This window comes from Arthrobacter stackebrandtii (assembly GCF_017876675.1).
In the GTDB taxonomy this organism is placed as follows: domain Bacteria; phylum Actinomycetota; class Actinomycetes; order Actinomycetales; family Micrococcaceae; genus Specibacter; species Specibacter stackebrandtii.
The window spans coordinates 1,369,663-1,382,537 of sequence record NZ_JAGIOI010000001.1; the positions used below are offsets into that span (position 1 = coordinate 1,369,663).

A 12,875-nucleotide genomic window follows, 5' to 3' on the forward strand; every position below is an offset into this window, starting at 1 on the left:
CGTCGGGCATAAAAAACACCCGCCCACCAAAGGTGAACGGGCGCTCTTCGAAGAATAACTTCAAGAAGAAAAGAAGATTTACTTCTTGTTGCGACGCTGGTGACGCGTCTTGCGAAGCTGCTTGCGGTGCTTCTTCTTGGACATCCGCTTGCGGCGCTTCTTAACTACTGAACCCATGAAAGTTCCTCACAAACTGCATAGAACAACCTCGGTTGAGGCCGTAAACGATTAGGTCGACCGATCTCAGGAATCGGTCAAAGCCGAAAATGGATCTTTCCTAGGGTACCGCCTTTACCCTGTATGCGCCGAACCGGAGGTTCCATGCGTCCCTGTGCCATCCACCACGGCCCCGCGCAGATAGCTCTCGACGGCGTTGGCCGGGACGCGGTAGGACCGCCCGAACCGGACGGCCGGCAGTTCCCCGGCATGCACCATGCGGTAGACGGTCATCTTGGACACGCGCATGAGCTCGGCGACTTCCTGCACGGTCAGGAAATTAACGTTGGAGAATTCTTGCTCCTGGGTCATGGCTGTCCTCGATGTTCGATTCACTCGGGAAGGGCCGGCCTCGGCGCGCGGCACCCTCTGCTCCTAAGGATACTGTAGGGGCAGAAGGTGCCCATGTGAAAGTTGTTCTCTAGTGTGACGCGGTCCGGCGGGCGCGCGAGCTGCGGGCCAGGTTGGCCAGCACATCAGCCGTGACGTCCCAGTCCATGCAGGCGTCCGTGACGGACTGGCCGTACACCAGTGCTGCCTGGCCGGCGGCGACCTGGTCCACGTCCAGGTTCTGGGCGCCGCCCACCAGGAAGCTTTCCAGCATCACGCCGGCGATGGTGTGTGCAGAGGCGTCGCCGGCTTCGAGCTGCGCGCCGATTTCCAGGGCGACCTCGGCCTGGCGGTGGTGGCTCTTGCCGGAGTTCGCGTGGCTGGCGTCCACGATCAGGCGAGGGTTGACACTGCCGGCGGCGGCCTTCGCGGAGGCGTCCGCGACGTCGGCGGCCCTGTAGTTCGGGCCCTTGCGGCCACCGCGCAGGATCACGTGGGTGTCCTGGTTTCCGGCCGTGGCAACCAGCGAGGCGCGGCCTTCGCCGTCAATCCCGAGGAACGACTGCGGTGCACTCGCGGCGTTGCAGGCGTCGAGCGCCACCTGGAGGTCCCCGTCGGTGCCGTTCTTGAAGCCGATCGGCATCGACAGGCCGGAGCTGAGCTGGCGGTGGATCTGGCTTTCCGTGGTGCGGGCCCCGATGGCGCCCCAGGAGATCAGGTCGGCCGTGTACTGGGGGCTGATCGGCTCCAGGAATTCGGTGCCGGTGGGCATGCCGAGCTGGGACACCGCCAGCAGGAACTGCCGCGCCATTTCCAGGCCCTTGGCAACGTCGTGGCTGCCGTCGAGGTTGGGGTCGTTGATCAGGCCCTTCCAGCCCACCGTGGTGCGCGGCTTTTCGAAGTATGCCCGCATGACAATGAGCAGGTCCTCCTCGTGCGCCTTGGCGGTTTCGGCCAGCCGTCGGGCGTACTCCAGCCCGGCTTCGGGATCGTGGATGGAGCACGGCCCCACCACCACCAGGAGCCTGTCGTCGAGGCCGTCCATGATGGCACGGACCTGGTCGCGGCCGCGTTCGACGACGTTGCTGCTCGTTGCGTCCAGCGGCAGCTTTTGCGCCAGCTGGGCAGGTGACGGGAGCTCGGTGAACTGGCTGATGCGCAGGTTGGCCGTGGGCTTTGCGTGTGCCGCGGCGGTGTTTTCGGTGGCTGCGTTGTCGACGGCTGCTGTGATGCTCATGGAGAATTTTCCTTTGGTGGGGTGGCAGCGAGCCCCTTGTCAGAAACCCGCCGGAAATGGCGAAGGACAGAGAAAGAATTTCTCTGTCCTGTTGGCTCTGAAGGAAAGTTGGATGCGTGTCAGTTAGACGCGGGCCCCTCCAGAGCCAACGAAAAATACGCATACCAACGGTTTGTCATGCCCTCACCATATGCCCGGACTTATCCGGCGAGCAAATCGGCCACGTAACGCAGCTGCCGGATCCACTGGTGCTCCTGCCCGCCCTCATGGTTGTTGAAGCGGTAGTACTCAATGTCCTTGCCCGGCTGCACGGGTGCGGCGGAGCCGTAGGCGTTGAAGGAGCCGTAAACGGTGGACGGCGGGCAGATGTCGTCCTGGCCGGCGGCCGAGTAGAGCGCCGGGGCGGTGCAGCGGCGGGCGAGGTGGACGCCGTCGAAATAGTTCAGCACCTCAAGGGCGGCGTCATAGTCGTGGCGGCGGCGCTTGAGGTAGGTGGCGATTTCCGGGTAGGGGCCGCGGCCCGCAATGTCGATGGAGCGGGGGAAGTCCTGCAGGAAGGGGACGTCGGGCATGACGGCAATGACGCCGTCGAGCCGGCCCGCGGCAAGGCCGGAGGCGGCGATGGTCAGGCCGCCGCCCTGGCTGATGCCGCTGACGATGACCCTTCCGGGGTCGATTTCCGGGTGGGCCTGCGCGGCCTCGATGGCGCGGAACGAGTCCACGTAGGCGCGGCGGTAGTAGTAGTCCTCGCGGCTGTCGATGCCGCGGGTCATCAGCCCCGGATGGGCAGTGCCGCCGGCGGACGCGTGCGGGTCCGGGGTGTCGCCGAGCAGGCCGCCGTAGCCCTGGCCGCGGGTGTCCATGATGAAGTGGGCGTAACCGGCCTGGGCCCAGCCGGTGTCTTGCTGGACCAGGCCGCGTCCGCCGGAGTAACCGATGTATTGGACCACCACGGGCAGCTTCTCACCGCGGGCGCGGTTGGCGGGCAGGTGCAGCCAGCCCTTGACCGGGTCGCCTCCGAATCCGGCGAACGTGACATCGAAGCTGTCGATGACGGTCAGCATGTTCTCGACCGGCATGAACGTGGCGGCGAGGGGGAATGCACGGGCCTCCGCGATCGTGGCGTCCCAAAAGGCGTCAAAGTCTGCAGGCTCCGTGAGGTCAGATTCGTAGCTGCGAAGCTGTGCCGGGGGCAGGTCAAAAAGGGGCATTGCTGGGTGTCCGTTTCTGGTCGGGCGCGGCAGGTGGCAGGGCGCGCTGGTCCGTTTTGAACATCCTATGTCCATCCCGCGGGCGCCCCGCATGCCGCCGCGAACCCGCACCGCCCGCCCCGATGGACGTTCCACCAGGACAAACATTGCGGGTTCGCGGACAGCCAGACACTGGCCATGCCGGATTCGGCGTGGCGGCGGGTGCTACTTGATGCCTGTGGTGGCGATGCCCTTGATGAGGTAGCGCTGGCCGAACAGGAAGATCAGGAACACGGGCAGCAGGGACACGATCGACATTGCGAAGAGGGAACCCCAGCTCGTGCCGGCCTGCGAGTCGACAAAGGCGCGCAGGGCCACGGGAACGGTGAACATGTCCGGATCCGTCAGGTAGATCAGGGCGCCGAAGAAGTCGTTCCAGGTCCAGATGAACGTGAAGATCGTGGTGGTGGCCAGGGCAGGGACCATCAGTGGCAGGATCACCCGCAGGAAGATGCGGGGGTGGCCGGCCCCGTCAATGCGGGCGGCCTCGTCCAGGTCCTTGGGGATGCCGCGGATGAACTGCACCATCAGGAACACGAAGAACGCATCCGTCGCCAGCAGCTTGGGCACAATCAGCGGCCAGAAGGTGTTGACCCAGCCGATCTGTGAGAACAGCACGTACTGGGGGACGATCACCACGTGGAACGGCAGCATGATGGTCAGCAGCATGACGCCAAAGAGCAGTGTGCTGGCGGTGAACTTCAACCGGGCAAAGGCGTAGGCGGCCATGGAGCAGGAAATCAGGTTTCCCAGGATGCAGCCGATGACGACGATCGCGGAGTTGATCATGTAGTGGCCGAAGGGGTGCGTCAGCGCATTCCAGCCGTTGGTGTAGTTGCTCAGGTCCAGGGTGTTGAGCCACAACCCGGGGTCCTTGAAGATGAGGTCGTCCGGCCGCAGTGATGAGACCACCATCCAGAGGAGCGGATAGATCATGACCGAACCGCTGATGATCAGCAGGACATGCTTGATGAAGGCGCGGCTGCGCGCCTTCCGGCTGAAGGCCAGGGTGCCCCTGGATTCGCGGACACGCCGCTTCTTGCGCGGAGCCTCTGGCACAGCATTGGACACTGAGGCGTCCTTGGAGACGGTTTGCAGGTTAGTCATCGTAGAACACCCAATACTTAGACGCGACGAAGTTGATGGCGGTGAAGGCCCCGATAATGACCAGCAGCACCCATGCCATGGCGGATGCGTAGCCCATGTCGAACTGGCCGAAGCCTTTTTGGTAGAGGTAAAGCGTGAAGAACATGGTTGAATCCGAGGGCCCGCCGCTGCCGCCGGAGACAATGAACGCCTGGGTGAAGGACTGGAAGGCGCCAATGATCTGCAGCACCAGGTTGAAGAAGATGATGGGGCTCAGCAACGGGATCGTGATCTTGATGAATTTCTGCCACGTTGACGCGCCGTCTACATCTGCCGCCTCGTAGTACATGGCGGGAATCTGGCGCAGCCCGGCCAGGAAGATGATCATTGGGGCGCCAAACGTCCACACATGCAGCAGGATGATGGACCCCAAGGCCGTGCTGGGATCGGAGATCCAGCCTGGCCCCTGAATCCCAATCAACGCCAGCAGCTGGTTGACCAGGCCCGTGGTGCCGAAGATCTGCTTCCACAAAATCGCGATGGCGACGGAGCCGCCCAACAGAGAGGGCAGGTAGAACACGGAACGGTAGAACGGCAGCCCCCGGATGCCCTTGTCCAGAACCAGGGCGATCAGCAGCGCAACTGCCAGCTGGATGGGGACACCCACCAAGACATATGTGAATGTGACACCGAGGGAGTTGTGCAGCCTCGTGTCCTTCAACATGCGGGCAAAGTTGTCCAGCCCGATCCAGTTCGGGGACTGCAGCAGGTTGTAGTCCGTAAAGGACAAGTAGAGCGATGCAAGCATCGGGCCCACGGTGATGAAGGCCAGGCCGATGATCCACGGCAACAGGAAGATGTACGCCGCCTTGTTGTCGCGCCGGTCGGCCTTCTTCTCTTCCGCGGTCTTGGGCGCGGTGCGGCGCTTGATCTTGGAAAGTTCACCCAGGGCACTCATGGCTGAGCCCCCTTCGGCATTGTCCCGGCATCAAACATGCCTGCGGTGCGGGCAGCATCGCCTCGGTCGTGGACCAGCATGCGAACCTCCTTTGGTTACGTGGGCGGGGAATTTTTGACAGATTTTCACTAGACTTGGCGTTTGTGCGATGGTGGCCGGCCGAGCCGGAAGGCCCCAAATGAGCGAGACCCACACCACAAGATCGAAGTGACTAATTCCAAAGTAAACGTTTTCTTGACGTCTGTACAGCCCGTTTGGTAAATTTCGAGAAAGCGTTTTCTGTGACCGGCGCCACAAGGGCCCCAAGAGTGCAGATTCGCACCCATGAGAGGTTGAACAATGAAGTTTCAGCTCAAACGGCAGGCCGTCCTTGCAACGTCGGCACTGGCGGCAGCCGCCCTGGTGCTCACAGGATGCGGAGCATCCAGTTCCCCTGAAAAGGAGGGCACGGCAGCCGATCCGGTGACCATCCGCTTTGCCTGGTGGGGCAATGATGCCCGCGCCAAGACGACTTTTGAGGTCATAAAGGCCTTCGAGGCAGAGAACCCGGGCATCAAGGTCAAGGGTGAAAGCACCGAGTTCAGCTCCTACTGGGACAAAATGGCCACGCAGGTTGCCGGCGGCGACACCCCGGACGTCCTGACCATGAGCGGCTCCTATCCCAGCGAATACTCCAGCCGCGGCGTACTTCTGGACCTGGACACGCTCAAGGAGCCCATCGACACCTCCAAGTTCGCCCCCGGCACTGTGGAACTGGGCCAGATCAACGACAAGCAGTACACCATTACCGCTGGCGTGAACTCGATGTCCATGGTCCTGGACCCCGCAGTCTTCGAGGCGGCCGGCGTCGAGCTTCCCAAGGATGACAGCTGGACCTGGGACGACTACAAGGAGATCTCCGCCAAGATCACCGAGGGCTCCCCGACAGGCACCTTTGGCACCACGCCCATGGCCAATGACTCCTTCCTGGCCGTCTGGGCCCGGCAGGGCGGCGAGCCGCTGTACACCGCAGACGGCTCGAAGCTGGGCATCAGCGATGCCCGCGTCGCGGACTGGCTGCAGATGAACCTGGACCTGCAAAAGTCCGGCGGCTCCCCCAGCGCCTCCCAGGTTGTGGAGGACACCTCGGCCCAGCCCGAGCAGACGCTCCTGGGCCAGGGAAAGCAGGGGATGAAGGTCTCCTGGAGCAACCAGCTCAACTCATATTCTTCCAAGGACCTGATCATTGCCAAGCTCCCCGGCGAGTCGGTCCAGGGCGGCGCCTGGCTGCGCTCGTCCATGGAATACGCCATCTCCGCCAAGTCCAAGAACACGGCGGCAGCGGCAAAGTTTGTGGACTTCCTGGTCAACAGCACGGAAGCCGGTGAACTGATCAAGAGCGACCGCGGCATGCCCGCCAACCTCGACGTCCGCGAGGCGGTGAAGCCGCTGCTCAATGAAAACCAGGTCAAGGAAGCCGCCTACCTGGACCGCATTGCGGAAATGAAACTGACCCCGCCCACACCCTTCCCGGCGGGCTCCTCCGCCACCATGGAGATCCTGAACCGCAACATGACGGATGTCCTCTTTGAGAAGGCCACTGTAGACCAGGGCGCCGCGAAATTTGTCGAGGAAGTCAACCTGAACCTCACCAAGTAGCGACACCGCCGGGCCGGGCGCCTGCCACCAGGCGCCCGGCCCTCCCCACTGTTGAAAGGCAACATCGTGGCATTCCCCGAACGGCCCAGCGCCATCCCCGGCTATGAGGACTGGCCCGCCTATGTCCGGTCCCGCCCGACGGCGGACGTCCCGCCCCGCTCGCGGGCGCTGGCCGGCGTGCTTGGCGTGCCAGCTCCCCCGGATGAGGTGTCCCCCACCGTTGAGTGGGAAGGGACGCACGACGGCGTCACCACCACCGCGCTCAGCTGGCAGTTGGGCTTTGGGCCGCGCACGCGGGCATGGCTGGTGAAGCCCGCCGGCACTGCCGGGCCGCTTCCCGCGGTGCTGGCCCTGCACTGCCACGCCGGCGACAAATACACGGGTGCCAGCCGGCTCGTGGAGTTCCCGCCGGGCCGCACTGAGCCCGGCGTGGACAGCGATCCCCGCCGCCACGATTTGTACGGCGGCCGGGCGCTGGCGACGGAGCTGGCCCGCGAGGGTTTTGCCGTCCTGGCCCATGACACATTTTCATGGGGCAGCCGCCGCTTCACCCTTGAGGCTCCCCCGTGGCGCACGGCCGATGCCCTGGCCGGACGTGAGGCGCAGTGGCGGGAACAGTGCCGCACACCGGGTGCGGCCGAGGCCTACAACGCCGCGGCGGCCTTCCATGAGGACACCGTGGCCAAGGCGGCCGGGCTGGCCGGAACCAGCCTGGCCGGCACGGTGGCCCACGACGACCTGGCCGCACTTGGCGTCCTGGCGTCCCTTCCCGGGGTCGACCCGTCACGGCTGGGCTGCCTCGGATTTTCTGGCGGCGGCGGACGCGCCCTGGTGCTGGCAGCGCTGTCCCCGGCAATTCGCAGCTACTCGGTGACCGCCATGATGACCACGTTTGATTCGCTCTTTCCCGCCTATCTGGACGCCCATTCCTGGCTCCTTCAGACCCCGGGGCTGGCACGCCTGGGCGAATGGCCTGAGTTCACGGCCCTCCCGGATGCCGCCCGCTTTCTGGTCCAGTACGCCCTCGAGGATGATCTGTTTCCGGCCGCCGGCATGCGCGCCGCCAACAAGATGCTGGATGACCTCCACCCCTCCGGCCGCTACACGGGCACCTTCTGGCCCGGGGGCCACGAATTCACCATCCCCATGCAGGAGGAGGCTTTCGCCTTTCTCCGCGATGCCCTTGCGCCCGCATCAGCCACGCCAGCCACCACGAAGAGGACCGCATGAACCTGCCGCAGGCCAAGGCACCCGCAGATGCGGCCCGGCACTTCACGGTGACCGGGTCCGGCGTCGTGCCTGAAGAAAGGCGGCAGGAGGGCAACCTCCGCCATGTCGAGGCATTCTGCCCGGCAAACCTTGCCGGGCGCCCCGTCTTCATGGTGCTCCCCGGCGGCGGCTACCGGCACCATGCCGACCACGAGGGCCGTGACGTGGCGGAGTGGCTGAACACGCTCGGCATCAACGCCGTCGTGTTGAAGTACAGCATCGCAGGCGATTCTCCCGTCGATGTGCTGCACCCGGCGCCGCTGCAGGACGCGCGCTCGGTCCTGGCCTGGCTGCGCGGCGGGGACTCCGGACTGGCCGTGGACAGCTCCCGGATCGGTGTTATCGGCTTCTCTGCCGGCGGCCACCTTGCCGCCACGATTTCGACGGGCGCCGATGCCGGCCCGGCCGCCGCCCGCCCCGACTTGGCGGTGCTCTGCTATCCGGTGGTTTCCATGGTGTCGCACACCCACGAAGGCTCCGTTGCGGCACTGTTGGGTCCGGACGCGGCGCTCGACCGGCGGCGGGCGCTGTCCGCGGAACATGCCGTGGACGGCGCGACCCCGCCAACATTTCTCTGGCACACCGCCGACGACGGAGCCGTCCCCGTGGAAAACTCGCTGTCCCACGCAGCGGCCCTGGCCCGCCACGGCGTGCCGTTCGAGCTGCACGTCTTCCCCCACGGCAGGCACGGCATGGGCCTGGCCGTCAATGAACCCGGCGGCCGACACGCGGCCGCCGACTGGGCCCGGCTGTGCCGGAACTGGCTGGCCGGCCGGGGCTGGCTGAACGGCCCGGGCTGAGCCTTGGCCGGCCCGGCCCGAATTTGAGTTCTGCGTTTCCCCCTTTCCATCCCTTTTGCATTGGAAGAAGGCACCATGAAATCCACAATCAACCGACGCCAGTTCGGGCAGCTCCTGTTGGGCACCGCTGCGGTGGGCCTGTTTGCAACGGCCTGCGGGGCCGAACCGGGCACATCGGCCGACGGCAGCACCACGCTGTCCTTCGCATGGTGGGGCAACGACTTTCTCAACGCACAGACCAACGAGGTGACAGCCGCCTTTGAAGCGGAAAACTCCACCGTCACCATCCACCCGCGCCCCGGAGAATGGGGCAGCTATTGGGACAAGCTCGCAACAGTCACTGCCGGCAAGGATTCCCCCGACGTCATCCAGATGGACCAAAAGTACATTGCAGAATACGGCGGCCGCGGCGCCCTCATGGACCTGTCCACCCTGGGTGTGGACACCTCCAAGATCGACAAGGAGGCACTGGCCACGGGACAGTACTCCGGCAAGCAGTACGGATTCAGCACGGGCCAAAACGCACTGGTGGTCATGGCCAACACCGCCGTGTTCAAGGAGGCCGGGGTGGAACTGCCCGACGACCTGACCTGGACCTGGGACGACTACACGAAACTCGCCGCCACAATCTCCGGGGCCGGCAAGGGAACGCTTTACGGGGCGTCGTACGGAAACAATGAGTCGAGCCTCATCATCTGGCTGGGCCAGCACGGCGAGCAGCTCTACACCGCGGACGGGGAGCTTGGCTTCAAGGAGGAGACGGCGGCAAAGTTCTGGGAACAACTCAAGCTCCAGCGCGACAACGGCGCCAGCCCGCCGGCCAGCATCCAAAGCGAGGATTCCTCGGCCAGCCTGGAAAACAGCCTCTTCGGCACCAACCGGCTGGCCATGGGGTGGAGCTGGACCAATCAGCTGGCCTCACTGGAAAGTGCCACGGGCAGTGAAGTCAAGATGCTGCGCGCACCGAGCCTCGACGGCTCCGCCGCGGACAACGGCATGTACTTCAAGCCCACCATGTACTGGTCCGTCTCTTCCCAGTCCAAGAACCCGGAGGCGGCCGGAAAGTTCGTGGACTACCTGCTGAACAACGTCGACGCCGGAAAGATCCTCATGACCGACCGCGGCATCCCCACCAACAGCGAGGTGCTGGCCGCCATCACACCGGCCCTGAAGCCCGCGGACACTGCCGTGGTGAAATTCCTGGCGGACATCAAGCCCGACATCAACCAGGCACCGCCCATCCCGCCCGTGGGTGCCAGCGGCATCCAGGAAGCAATCATCCGCGCCACAACGGACGTGCTCTTTGACAGGCTCACACCGGAGCAGGCAGCCGCGGCATTCACCACCGAAGCCCAGGCCATGCTGGATTCCGCCCGGAAGTAGCCGCCCGCCGCCGGCATGCCGGCACACCGCCAAATCCCGGAGAACGGCCCCACCGAGTAAAGGAACAACAATGTCACTGCTCACCCCACCACGCACACAACCCTCCAGCACCTTGACCGGCAGTCGGATTGAATGGATCAGGCTGTCCTCAGTGGCCCTGCCGCTGGCAGTCCCCGTCAGCGACGCCAAGGTCTTCACCGGCCGGCAGAAGCCCATGACCGAGGTCATTTTCCTGTTCACCGAACTGCGCACCGCAGACGGTACGGAAGGAATCGGATTCAGCTACTCAAAACGCGCCGGCGGCCCCGGCCAATTTGCCCATGCACGGGAGATTGCCGGAGAGCTTCTGGGCGAGGACGCCAACGACATCCAGCGACTTTGGACGAAGCTGGCCTGGGCCGGCGCCTCGGTCGGCAGGTCCGGGCTGGCCACCCAGGCCATCGCATCCATGGACATCGCCCTGTGGGACGTGAAAGCCAAGCGCGCCAACCTCCCCCTCGCCAAGCTGCTGGGCGCCCACCGGGATTCCGTGCGCTGCTACAACACCTCCGGCGGATTCCTGCACACCCCGCTGGAACAGGTGCTGGACAATGCCGACGCCACGGTGGCCAACGGAATCGGCGGCATCAAGATCAAGGTGGGCCACCCCGACGCAGCCGTGGACCTGGCCCGAGTTGCCGCCGTCCACGAGCGGCTGGGCGGGTCCGTCCCGCTCATGGTCGACGCCAACCAGCAATGGGACAGGACCACCGCAACGCACATGGGCCGGATCCTGGAACAGTACAACCTCGCCTGGATCGAGGAGCCCCTGGACGCCTATGACGCCGTGGGCCACGCCGATCTGGCAGCCGCCCTCGACACCCCGATTGCAACGGGTGAAATGCTGGCCAGCGTGGCCGAGCACTGGGAACTGATCCGGCACAAGTCAGCCGACATCATCCAGCCGGACGCCCCGCGGATTGGCGGCATCACCCAATTCCTGAAACTCGCAGCCCTGGCCGACCACGCCGGACTCGACCTGGCCCCGCACTTTGCCATGGAGATCCACCTCCACCTTGCCGCCGCATACCCGCGCGAACCCTGGGTGGAGCACTTCGACTGGCTCGAACCGTTGTTCAACGAGCGGCTCGAGACCAGGGACGGACGCATGCTCGTCCCCGACCGTCCGGGACTGGGCATCACGCTCACCGAACAAGCCCGCGCCTGGACCGTGGCCACCGCAGAATTCGGCGGGCCGGGCCGCTCCTGAGCACCAGCAACACCCCGCCTGCACACCACAGTCAACCGATTCAAGTCAGTCAACGACGATTGGAAGCACCCATGTCATTCATTGCAAGCAACACCGCAACACCCGCCCCCGAACCCGGGCTTTCCCGCCGCGGTTTCCACCGCCTGTTCGGCGCAGCCGCCGTTGCCACGACCATGTCCCTGGCGCTGGCGGCATGCGGTTCCGGCGGCCCGGCAACCAACGCCGACGGGCAGGCGGAACTGCGCTTCAGCTGGTGGGGGTCGGACGGCCGGGTCAAGGTAACGACCGCGGCCATATCGGCGTTTGAAGCTGAAGCCCCCGACATCAAGATCAAGCCGGAGTACGGCGACTGGAGCGGCTACTGGGACAAGCTAGCCACCCAGACGGCAGGCAACGACTCCCCCGACGTGATCCAGATGGATGAAAAGTACATTGCCGAATACTCCTCACGAGGCGCACTGCTGGACTTGTCCAAGTACGGCGTGGACACCACCAACCTGGTTCCCGACGTCCTCAAGGCCGGGCAAAACGATGCCGGCCTGACAGGCATCCCCGCCGGAATCAACGCCGCCACCATCATCGCCAACCCCAAGGTGTTTGAAGCCGCCGGCGTGTCCATGCCGGACGACCAGACGTGGACATGGGAGGACTACAAGAACATTGCCGCTGAAGTGACGGCAAAGTCAGCAGACGGCATCACCGGTTCCACCGCATACAGCGCAGACCAGGCTTCCCTCAACGTGTGGCTGCGGCAGAACGGCAAGGAATTTTACTCGACGGACGGCACGCTCGGCTTTGCCCCCGGCGACATGGAAAGCTGGCTGGCGTTCCTCATCGAGCTCGCCGAGGCAAAGGCCATCCCGGCCGCCTCGACAGTCATTGAGGAGCAGGCCTCCTCCCTGGACCAGAGCGCCACGGCCACCGGCAAAGCCGCCATGTCCTTCTGGTGGTCCAACCAGCTGCCCGCGCTGGAGAACGCCGCCGGAACGGAACTGGTGATTCTCAATTACCCATCCAGGACCGGGTCCTCGGCCGACGCCAAGCTTTGGTACAAGGCATCCCAGTTCTGGTCGGCATCGGCCCGCACCAAGAATCCGGAGGCCGTTGGAGAGTTCATCAACTTCCTGACCAACAGCACCGCCGCAGGCGAGGCGCTGCTGGCCGACCGCGGCGTGCCGGTGAGCACGGTGGTCCGCGCCGCCGTCGCGGACAAGTTGACCCCTGCCGACGTCAAGGTGATCGAGTTCGTCGACAACATCAAGGACAAGCTCGGCCCCGTGCCGCCGCCGGTCCCCAAGGGTGCCGGCGCCATGGAGGACATCATCAAGCGCTACGCCTCGGAAGTCATGTTCAAGCGCCAGTCCCCCGCCGACGCGGCCTCCGGCGCCGTCACGGAAATGAACGCCGCACTCGGAAGCTAGCCCCGAGCCCCGCCGTGGCCATTCGGCACCGGCGGGGC

The 12,875-nt window shown here is 64.9% G+C and carries 12 protein-coding genes; 6 read left to right on the forward strand and 6 right to left on the reverse strand.

The window, feature by feature from the left end:
• Positions 1-78: 78 nt before the first annotated feature.
• The 6 genes from JOF48_RS05700 to JOF48_RS05725 form a co-directional block, all read right to left on the reverse strand.
• A complete protein-coding gene (locus JOF48_RS05700) occupies positions 79-177 on the reverse strand; it encodes a 30S ribosomal protein bS22 (RefSeq protein ID WP_074712200.1) in 99 nt (32 codons plus the stop codon).
• A gap of 114 nt (positions 178-291) precedes the next feature.
• Positions 292-528 (reverse strand): helix-turn-helix domain-containing protein, encoded by a 237-nt coding sequence (locus JOF48_RS05705; RefSeq protein WP_209678284.1) that lies wholly within the window; start codon positions 526-528, stop codon positions 292-294.
• Between the two features lie 109 nt (positions 529-637).
• Entirely contained in the window at positions 638-1,783 is a 1,146-nt protein-coding gene (locus tag JOF48_RS05710) for a 3-deoxy-7-phosphoheptulonate synthase (protein WP_209678286.1), read from the reverse strand.
• 200 nt (positions 1,784-1,983) lie between these two features.
• Positions 1,984-2,994, reverse strand: coding sequence for an acetylxylan esterase (locus tag JOF48_RS05715; RefSeq protein WP_209678289.1), 1,011 nt, complete (start codon positions 2,992-2,994; stop codon positions 1,984-1,986).
• A 204-nt stretch (positions 2,995-3,198) separates the two neighbouring features.
• Positions 3,199-4,140 carry a carbohydrate ABC transporter permease gene (locus tag JOF48_RS05720; RefSeq protein ID WP_209678291.1) on the reverse strand — a complete coding sequence of 314 codons (942 nt, stop codon included), beginning with the start codon at positions 4,138-4,140 and terminating at the stop codon, positions 3,199-3,201.
• Positions 4,133-5,077, reverse strand: a complete 945-nt coding sequence (locus tag JOF48_RS05725) for a carbohydrate ABC transporter permease (protein ID WP_209678299.1) — start codon at positions 5,075-5,077, stop codon at positions 4,133-4,135. The genes JOF48_RS05720 and JOF48_RS05725 overlap by 8 nt, the downstream gene beginning before the upstream one ends.
• Before the next feature lie 339 nt (positions 5,078-5,416).
• Between JOF48_RS05725 and JOF48_RS05730 the strand changes: the two genes are divergently transcribed.
• From JOF48_RS05730 to JOF48_RS05755, 6 genes are all read left to right on the forward strand, one after another.
• Positions 5,417-6,715, forward strand: coding sequence for an ABC transporter substrate-binding protein (locus JOF48_RS05730; protein WP_209678301.1), 1,299 nt, complete (start codon positions 5,417-5,419; stop codon positions 6,713-6,715).
• 66 nt (positions 6,716-6,781) lie between these two features.
• Positions 6,782-7,945: an acetylxylan esterase gene (locus tag JOF48_RS05735; protein ID WP_209678303.1), complete on the forward strand. Its 1,164-nt coding sequence runs from the start codon at positions 6,782-6,784 to the stop codon at positions 7,943-7,945.
• On the forward strand, positions 7,942-8,784 hold the full coding sequence (locus JOF48_RS05740; protein WP_209678305.1) for an alpha/beta hydrolase: 843 nt from the start codon (positions 7,942-7,944) through the stop codon (positions 8,782-8,784). Before JOF48_RS05735 ends, JOF48_RS05740 begins: the two co-directional genes overlap by 4 nt.
• A 75-nt stretch (positions 8,785-8,859) precedes the next feature.
• A complete protein-coding gene (locus JOF48_RS05745) occupies positions 8,860-10,167 on the forward strand; it encodes an ABC transporter substrate-binding protein (protein WP_209678307.1) in 1,308 nt (435 codons plus the stop codon).
• A 70-nt stretch (positions 10,168-10,237) separates the two neighbouring features.
• Positions 10,238-11,416 carry an L-talarate/galactarate dehydratase gene (locus tag JOF48_RS05750; protein WP_209678309.1) on the forward strand — a complete coding sequence of 393 codons (1,179 nt, stop codon included), beginning with the start codon at positions 10,238-10,240 and terminating at the stop codon, positions 11,414-11,416.
• 71 nt (positions 11,417-11,487) lie between these two features.
• Positions 11,488-12,837 (forward strand): ABC transporter substrate-binding protein, encoded by a 1,350-nt coding sequence (locus JOF48_RS05755; RefSeq protein WP_209678311.1) that lies wholly within the window; start codon positions 11,488-11,490, stop codon positions 12,835-12,837.
• Positions 12,838-12,875: the final 38 nt, after the last annotated feature.

What these genes read in the sequence shown, in the direction of transcription:
- JOF48_RS05700 (WP_074712200.1), bottom strand. Translation starts at nt 177, where the DNA reads ATGGGTTCAGTAGTTAAGAAGCGCCGCAAGCGGATGTCCAAGAAGAAG.
- JOF48_RS05705 (WP_209678284.1), bottom strand. Translation starts at nt 528, where the DNA reads ATGACCCAGGAGCAAGAATTCTCCAACGTTAATTTCCTGACCGTGCAG.
- JOF48_RS05710 (WP_209678286.1), bottom strand. Translation starts at nt 1,783, where the DNA reads ATGAGCATCACAGCAGCCGTCGACAACGCAGCCACCGAAAACACCGCC.
- JOF48_RS05715 (WP_209678289.1), bottom strand. Translation starts at nt 2,994, where the DNA reads ATGCCCCTTTTTGACCTGCCCCCGGCACAGCTTCGCAGCTACGAATCT.
- JOF48_RS05720 (WP_209678291.1), bottom strand. Translation starts at nt 4,140, where the DNA reads ATGACTAACCTGCAAACCGTCTCCAAGGACGCCTCAGTGTCCAATGCT.
- JOF48_RS05725 (WP_209678299.1), bottom strand. Translation starts at nt 5,077, where the DNA reads ATGAGTGCCCTGGGTGAACTTTCCAAGATCAAGCGCCGCACCGCGCCC.
- JOF48_RS05730 (WP_209678301.1), top strand. Translation starts at nt 5,417, where the DNA reads ATGAAGTTTCAGCTCAAACGGCAGGCCGTCCTTGCAACGTCGGCACTG.
- JOF48_RS05740 (WP_209678305.1), top strand. Translation starts at nt 7,942, where the DNA reads ATGAACCTGCCGCAGGCCAAGGCACCCGCAGATGCGGCCCGGCACTTC.
- JOF48_RS05745 (WP_209678307.1), top strand. Translation starts at nt 8,860, where the DNA reads ATGAAATCCACAATCAACCGACGCCAGTTCGGGCAGCTCCTGTTGGGC.
- JOF48_RS05750 (WP_209678309.1), top strand. Translation starts at nt 10,238, where the DNA reads ATGTCACTGCTCACCCCACCACGCACACAACCCTCCAGCACCTTGACC.
- JOF48_RS05755 (WP_209678311.1), top strand. Translation starts at nt 11,488, where the DNA reads ATGTCATTCATTGCAAGCAACACCGCAACACCCGCCCCCGAACCCGGG.